The following is a 6,133-nucleotide window of genomic DNA, read 5'->3' as shown; positions in this document are numbered from 1 at the left end:
CGCAGCCGCTACACCCAACAGCACCTTGCGCATCGCACCCTCCTCGCTCGGATCGCCCCTCGATCCGAGCACCGGCCCACCGGGCCAGCCGCCGGCAAGCGCAGCGCCGCCGGCCCCTGTCGATCCAGCGAAGCGGAACGGATCGACGGCCCCCGCCCGCAGCGAAGCGAGGACGGGGCGAGGTATCCACCATATCGCTCTGCGATATCGGTGGGTATACCTCGCATCGCTTTCCAGCGCACCGACGAAGGAGGAACACTGCGCGCTGGAAAGCAGGGGCCGGGGACCGGACCGGACGCGACCGCGAAGGAGGAACGACGCGCGGGCGGTGCGGTCCCCGGCATCGTCGCGAAGCGGCGATGCCGACCCCGGCCAGGGGTCGCGCTGTCACCGGCACATGACGACGAGGAAGCGGGGAACGTCCACGCGGGGCTGAGTCCCGAAGGACACCCGGGCGCGCAGCGGCCAGCCCCAGCGGGCTCCAGGGCGTGTGGTCGCGTCAGCGGGCCATACAGCGGGGGTGCGAGCGGGCAGGGCCGGGTACCGGGTCAGGGCTGCGGCGCGGAGAGCGGAGCTCGCTTCGCTCGCCCTGTAAACCCCCTTGGGGCCCCGGGATCCGGGGCAATATCTGATATGGCTACGGCCCGGTAGGAAAAAAATCTGGCTGCGGTCCGGCGTGTCCCGTCGGGAAAAATAGCTGGGCGTGGGAGCGTCGGGGCATGGCTCAGGGACTCACTCAGGCGGCGCTGTTTGACGCGCGCTGGATGGTGCAGTCCCCCTACGTCTCCGACGACCTCCGTGACGGCTGCTGGCGCGAGCCGCGCGCCAAGGCGGTCGCCCGTCGCTACGTCCAGCTGAACTCCCCGGGCCTCGTGTGGTGCGTCGTGGTCGACGTCGACCACGATGACGCCGACTGGGCCGCCGACCGTGCAGACCTCCCAGAGCCCTCCTGGACGGCCATCAACCCCTTCAACGGCCACGCGCACGTCGCGTACGTCCTCGAGGTCCCTGTGGCCCGTTCTGACGCCGCCAGGACCGCCCCGCTGCGCTACCTCGCGCGCGTCGAGGCCGGCCTGATCGACGCCCTCGGCGGAGACCTCGCCTACGCCGGCCTGCTGACCAAGAACCCCGTGCACCACTCCTGGATGACGCGCTGGTGCTCCGATGACGGCGTCTACACGCTGTCCCAGCTCGCTACAGCCCTCGGAAGCCGTCTCCCGCGCCAGCTGCCGCGCAAGGTCGAGCGCTCCCACGGCCTCGGCCGCAACGTCACGCTCTTCAACGAGCTGCGCACCTGGGCCTACACCGCGATCCGCCGCCACCGCGAGGACGGACGCGACGACTGGGAAGCCATGACCCAGGCATGGGCCCAGGGGATCAACGCACGGTTCCCCGAGCCCCTGCCCGACAACGAGGTGGCCGACACCGCCCACTCCGTCGCCAAATGGGTCTGGCAGCACTTCACCGAAGAGCAGTTCCGCAAGATCCAGCAGGCGAGAGCACGAAAGCCACGCAAGGCGACACCTGACGTGCTCGCGGGGATCAGGGAGGACAACTCATGAGCGCGATCTATCCCCAGAAGCGCAAGCACACCGCCGCTGAGATGGCAGCAAAGTACGGCGTCTCTCCCCGAACCGTGAAGCGGATCATGGCTCAGCCTCGTGCCGAGTACGACGCAGAGAGACACGCGCGCCAGGACGAGGCGCTGCGGCTGCGTGAGTCGGGGATGAAGTGGCACGAGGTGGGCGCCGAGCTCGGGGGCGTCAGTGCGTCGGCGGCGTACCGGCTCGCGGCCAAGGCCAAGGCGCGGCGTCCGCAGGGTGTCGCGTGACCTCTGAGCCGGTCCTGTCGCTGGCCGAAGCGGCCCGCGCGTGCGGGGTTTCGGTGTCCACGATGAGGCGTCGCCTGCCACGTCTCGTGACACGTGGTGCTACGCGTCATGACACGTCATGGAGCATCCCCGTATCAGCCCTGGTCGCAGAGGGAATCATGCCTCGGGTGACACCCCCTGATACCCCTTCATGTGACACGGTGACACGTAGCATGACACCCCCCGGTGACACCCCCTCTGATACGTCGGTGGAAGCCCTCCGCGAGCAGCTAGCCGAGGCCGAGAAGCGCGCCGCCGTCGCAGAGGCCGAGCTACGCGGCACCCGCGCCCTGATCGACGAGAAGCAGCGCACCATCGAGGCCCAGGCCCACGCGCTGCGCCTGCTCGAACCGCCCCGAGCGGTTGCGCCTGAGCCTGCCGCCACAACCGCACCGCCCGAGCCGGAGACGAACCCGTGGGTGGCCGCTAGCGACGATCTGCGCCGCCGTGCTGAGGCATCGGTGCCGGAGTCTCCGCGTCGCTCGTGGTGGGACCGTCTCTGGGGCAACTAGCCTCCCGGCTCCTTCGAGGGCAAGGACGCGCAGCGTCCGCGGCAGCAGTTTTAGCGGTGCGCCATAGCCATATCAGCGGGACAGGCCACGGCGGACCTGGCGGAACGCCTCGCCTCGCTGGCGCTGAGAGACCTGGGAGTCGCTGAGTGTCGGAGCAGACGCGCCCTGCAGGCCTGGTTCAGCCACTTCCTTGGTCGCTGCCCTGGGGGACTAGGTCGTCCGACGTCCTCAGTGATCTCCAGATTCCGTAGGCCAGCTGGCAGAGATCACTTATGCTTCATCCCAGACAGTTGGGTCAACGTGGACTCAACCACAATCAAGGGGGACGCATGAAACTTGTCAGATTCGTAGCCGGAATGGCCGGAATGGCGGTTTTGGCAACACCAACGCTGGCATCAGCCGACCCGGGACAACAGGATGAGGGGCCCACGACGCTCGTCGAAGAGCTCTCTCCATACACCACAGAAGACTCTCAAACGCCCCTGTCAGGAGACGCCGACGGATATCTAGCCGGAGATCGTTTTGGAGTATCTACAGAACTTCCCATAGATCCCACTCAGAAAATCCTTCTATCTTCTGCAGAAGACACTTCTGCAACCATCGCCATAACTCTTCCCGAAGAGGCCGATGTGAATCCAGGGGTGGAGTCCGGAGATGGCATGGTCTCGTATTCCTCGGAGAAGGATTCAGGGGTTTCCGTCGTGGCAGAGGCCCCTGACGGGAACTCTGTTCGACTAAACACGGTGTTGGAGTCGGCAGAAGCTCCAAACACTCTGACCTATCATCTAGATCTACCCGATAACGCCGTCTTGACGCTCAATGAAGACGGTTCAATCGCCGCCCTCGATGGAGACACGTGGCTTGCCGGCGTCGCGGCCCCCTGGGCAAAGGATGCCAACGGTAACGACCTACCCACCCACTACGAACTGGCGGGGAACGGAAGCTTCTCCCAAGTCATCGAAACCAACGACACTACGGCTTATCCAGTGGTGGCGGATCCTTGGCTCGGCATCAGCCTTGCCAAGAAGACTGCTTGGACCTACAACTCAAAATCTAAGGGTTACACCCTCCAAGTGTATCCGTCGACATGGGGGCGATCGGCAGGCGGCACCGTGCCCACCTCCGTTGCGTATGTCGCGATGCGCCTTGCCTTTTGGAACGAAGTTAAAGCAAAGACGTCGGGAAGTCGGGAAGAGACCCCTTCCATGCGAGACCAAATGTACTGTCATATCGATGTTGTGCGACTCCGCGCCCCCAACAAAACCAGTTGGAACCTGGATACCTGGAGGCCAAACGTCTCCTACGCAAAAATGCTAGCAGAACAGTGCAACCCATGATTGATCGTCAGCACAAAGTCAAGCCATTCATTACCTTCGTAATCGGCGTCTTTTTAACCCTTGTTGCCGTCCTGCTTTTGGCTTGGTATAACGTTGCGGTTCTAAACGACTCAGAAATTAGCCGACTCGAAGCGGGTGGCGCCGCCAACACATCGCCATTTGAAGAGATTGCAGTTTTTTTGATTCCTGGACTGGGGGTGCTTGGGCTCATATTTGTCGCGATTTCCATTGCGGTCTGGTTGACGCAGAAGAAGACGTGACAGCGATCCAAGGGATAGTTGCTTTGGGGCTAGCGCGATAGACCCCGCCTCGCTTGACGCAGCGCCTCGCGTTGTTGGCGTTGGCGGGCCTGGTAGTCGCTGAGCGTCGGGGCCGGTGCGTTCTTGCGCACCGGCGCAGATGCGCCGGTGCGCTTTTGCGCAACCATGCGCTGCCGGGTGGCTTTGTCGATCTGCCGCATGGACTTCCAGCCACCCTCGGGCTCGCGGACCTCCCGAATGCGCCCGACGTGGGACAGCCACTCGCGCCGCTCGGCCACACGCTCCCGGTACGCCTCCGCGCGCTGCTGCGCACCGGCCCGCGCACGGATCTGCTGGCCCAGGTTCCTCGGCGGCGCGGCCTTCTCGAGTCGCTGCGCGCGCTTGGCGGCGACGGCCTTGGCCTGCGCCTGCTCGGTGGCCTGCTGTGCGGCCTCCACGCGCTGCGCGTGCGAGGCCCGCGACTCCAAGAACTTCTTGGGCTCGGCCACGACCGGCTCCACGCGCACCGGCTCGATCGTCTCGACGCGCTCCCGGACCCGGTTCCACGACAGGGACCTGTCCAGCTGTGAGGCCTTGAACCAGACAGGCTCCCCGGCCTGGTCGGTGGTCATCGCGAACCGGTAGCCGCTGACGCGGCCGGTGCTGGCCACGTTCGCCTCGTAGCGCACCCCGGCGCGCTGTAGGGCTTCCTCGAACACGTCGCGGCCCATGCCCTCGGCCGCCTGCACGCACCGCTCCACACGCTCGGCCAAGCGCACCCGGGCCGGATCCTTGCCGGTCTGTTCGCTGTGGCGGTACTCCCCGGGCTTCAGACGGCCCTCAGCAGCCTCTGGGCCGCGCTTGGCGGTCCTCATGGGCACCTGGCGCAGTCCAAGGCGCTTCTCGACGCTCTGGCGGGCCTCCTGGAGCCTGCGGGCGTCGTTCTTGCCCACCCAGATGCGGCCCTCGTAGTCCACCCGGGACATGACCACGTGCACGTGGTCGTCCGCATGCCGCACGATCACGTGCGGATGCTCCGCCCAGCCCATCCGCTGCGCGATCTCCTGCACCGCCCCACGCCACTCCGCGTCGGTGAGCGTCCGGTCCCCCGGCGCGCACCGCAACGACGCATGCCAGATCGGGCGCTGACTGTCCGGGCGTCCCTGCGCTGCCAGGCGCAGATCAGCGGCCCAGCCCCGCTCGTCGGTATCGCCCTCGCGGGCCAGGTTCCCGCCGATCACGACCCCGCCCGACCGCTCCCGGCCCTGCTCATCGCGGTACACGTGCTCCCCGAGGTGCCCCTCGCCGTGCAGGTATCGCCCGATGTCCCCGGGCCGCGAGCCCCGGCTGATCTTGCCGATCACGACGCCGGGGCCTCGAACATGCCCGGGCGCTTGGCCCGCACCTCAGCCGGGGCCTCCGCCTCCCACTGCGCGATCTGCTCCGGCGTGGCCGCTTCATACGGCGCATCCAGCGACGGCGCGGACACAGCCTGCCCGCTCTCGACGCGCTCACGGCCCGCCGCGAGGGCTTCCTCAATGCTCAGCTCGCCCCGCGCGAACCTCCACAACACGTCGCGCAGCACCGGGTCAGCCACCTGGTGGCCCTCAGCGCCCATCGCGCCGTCAGCGAAGTCCATCGCCCGGATGGCCCGCAGCTCGCCGCGCACCGCCTCGAGCACCTCGGCCACATGCGCCGTCGCCACGTCCGGCCCTCCCCGCTCAGCCACGTTCAACGCCCGCGCGATCTGGTTCAGGTTCGAGCCCACGCGCGCGACCTGACCGGCCACCGCCCGCGCTGCGCCCTCGTCCGTGCTCGACGCCCCCGCGTCGCCCTCGATCGCGTCAGCGATCACCGAGCGCACCCACGTCGCCGTGCGCCCATAGCCCGCTGCCCGCGCAGTGGCCTCCCACGAGGCCCACTCGGCCTCGGTCAACCGCACGAGCGCGGTGTGCGAACGATGTTCAGTCATCACGACTCCCTCGTCGCGCGAGCACCACCTGAGCGACAGTCGCCAGCGCGGCAACCGCGATCAGCACGAAGAACCCCGGGACAGCCACCGCGTCGCCCACAGCACCGCTCGCGCGCATCCCGACCAGTCCCAGCAACACCACGACGGCCGCAGCCGCTACACCCAACAGCACCTTGCGCATCGCACCCTCCTCGCTCGGATCG

The 6,133-nt window shown here is 67.1% G+C and carries 8 protein-coding genes; 5 read left to right on the top strand and 3 right to left on the bottom strand.

The genetic code is table 11. From position 1 onward, the window contains the following. The first annotated feature begins 719 nt into the window (after window positions 1–719). The 5 genes from FM110_RS00250 (at window position 720) to FM110_RS13595 (ending at window position 3,979) form a co-directional block, all read left to right on the top strand. Entirely contained in the window at window positions 720–1,562 is an 843-nt protein-coding gene (locus tag FM110_RS00250) for a replication initiation protein (RefSeq protein ID WP_087101541.1), read from the top strand. Continuing rightward, window positions 1,559–1,831 (top strand): hypothetical protein, encoded by a 273-nt coding sequence (locus tag FM110_RS00245; RefSeq protein WP_087101539.1) that lies wholly within the window; start codon window positions 1,559–1,561, stop codon window positions 1,829–1,831. The genes FM110_RS00250 and FM110_RS00245 overlap by 4 nt, the downstream gene beginning before the upstream one ends. A 248-nt stretch (window positions 1,832–2,079) precedes the next feature. Beyond that, window positions 2,080–2,382, top strand: coding sequence for a hypothetical protein (locus FM110_RS00240; protein WP_087101537.1), 303 nt, complete (start codon window positions 2,080–2,082; stop codon window positions 2,380–2,382). Between the two features lie 329 nt (window positions 2,383–2,711). Next, window positions 2,712–3,719, top strand: a complete 1,008-nt coding sequence (locus tag FM110_RS00235) for a DUF2599 domain-containing protein (RefSeq protein WP_159457932.1) — start codon at window positions 2,712–2,714, stop codon at window positions 3,717–3,719. Continuing rightward, window positions 3,716–3,979 (top strand): hypothetical protein, encoded by a 264-nt coding sequence (locus FM110_RS13595; RefSeq protein ID WP_143276186.1) that lies wholly within the window; start codon window positions 3,716–3,718, stop codon window positions 3,977–3,979. Before FM110_RS00235 ends, FM110_RS13595 begins: the two co-directional genes overlap by 4 nt. A 29-nt stretch (window positions 3,980–4,008) precedes the next feature. On the opposite strand, the gene FM110_RS00230 is transcribed toward FM110_RS13595, so the two are convergent. From FM110_RS00230 to FM110_RS00220, 3 genes are all read right to left on the bottom strand, one after another. After that, a complete protein-coding gene (locus FM110_RS00230) occupies window positions 4,009–5,322 on the bottom strand; it encodes a relaxase/mobilization nuclease domain-containing protein (RefSeq protein ID WP_087101533.1) in 1,314 nt (437 codons plus the stop codon). After that, window positions 5,319–5,894 (bottom strand): plasmid mobilization relaxosome protein MobC, encoded by a 576-nt coding sequence (mobC, locus tag FM110_RS00225; RefSeq protein ID WP_159457931.1) that lies wholly within the window; start codon window positions 5,892–5,894, stop codon window positions 5,319–5,321. Before mobC ends, FM110_RS00230 begins: the two co-directional genes overlap by 4 nt. 28 nt (window positions 5,895–5,922) lie before the next feature. Then, the coding region (locus FM110_RS00220; RefSeq protein WP_234991793.1) for a hypothetical protein at window positions 5,923–6,133 on the bottom strand (211 nt) is incomplete at its 5' end.

It is taken from the genome of Brachybacterium nesterenkovii, assembly GCF_900163655.1.
Taxonomy (GTDB): domain Bacteria; phylum Actinomycetota; class Actinomycetes; order Actinomycetales; family Dermabacteraceae; genus Brachybacterium; species Brachybacterium nesterenkovii.
Note: the sequence above shows the minus strand (reverse complement) of the source record. Positions and strands in the feature narration are given on the sequence as shown.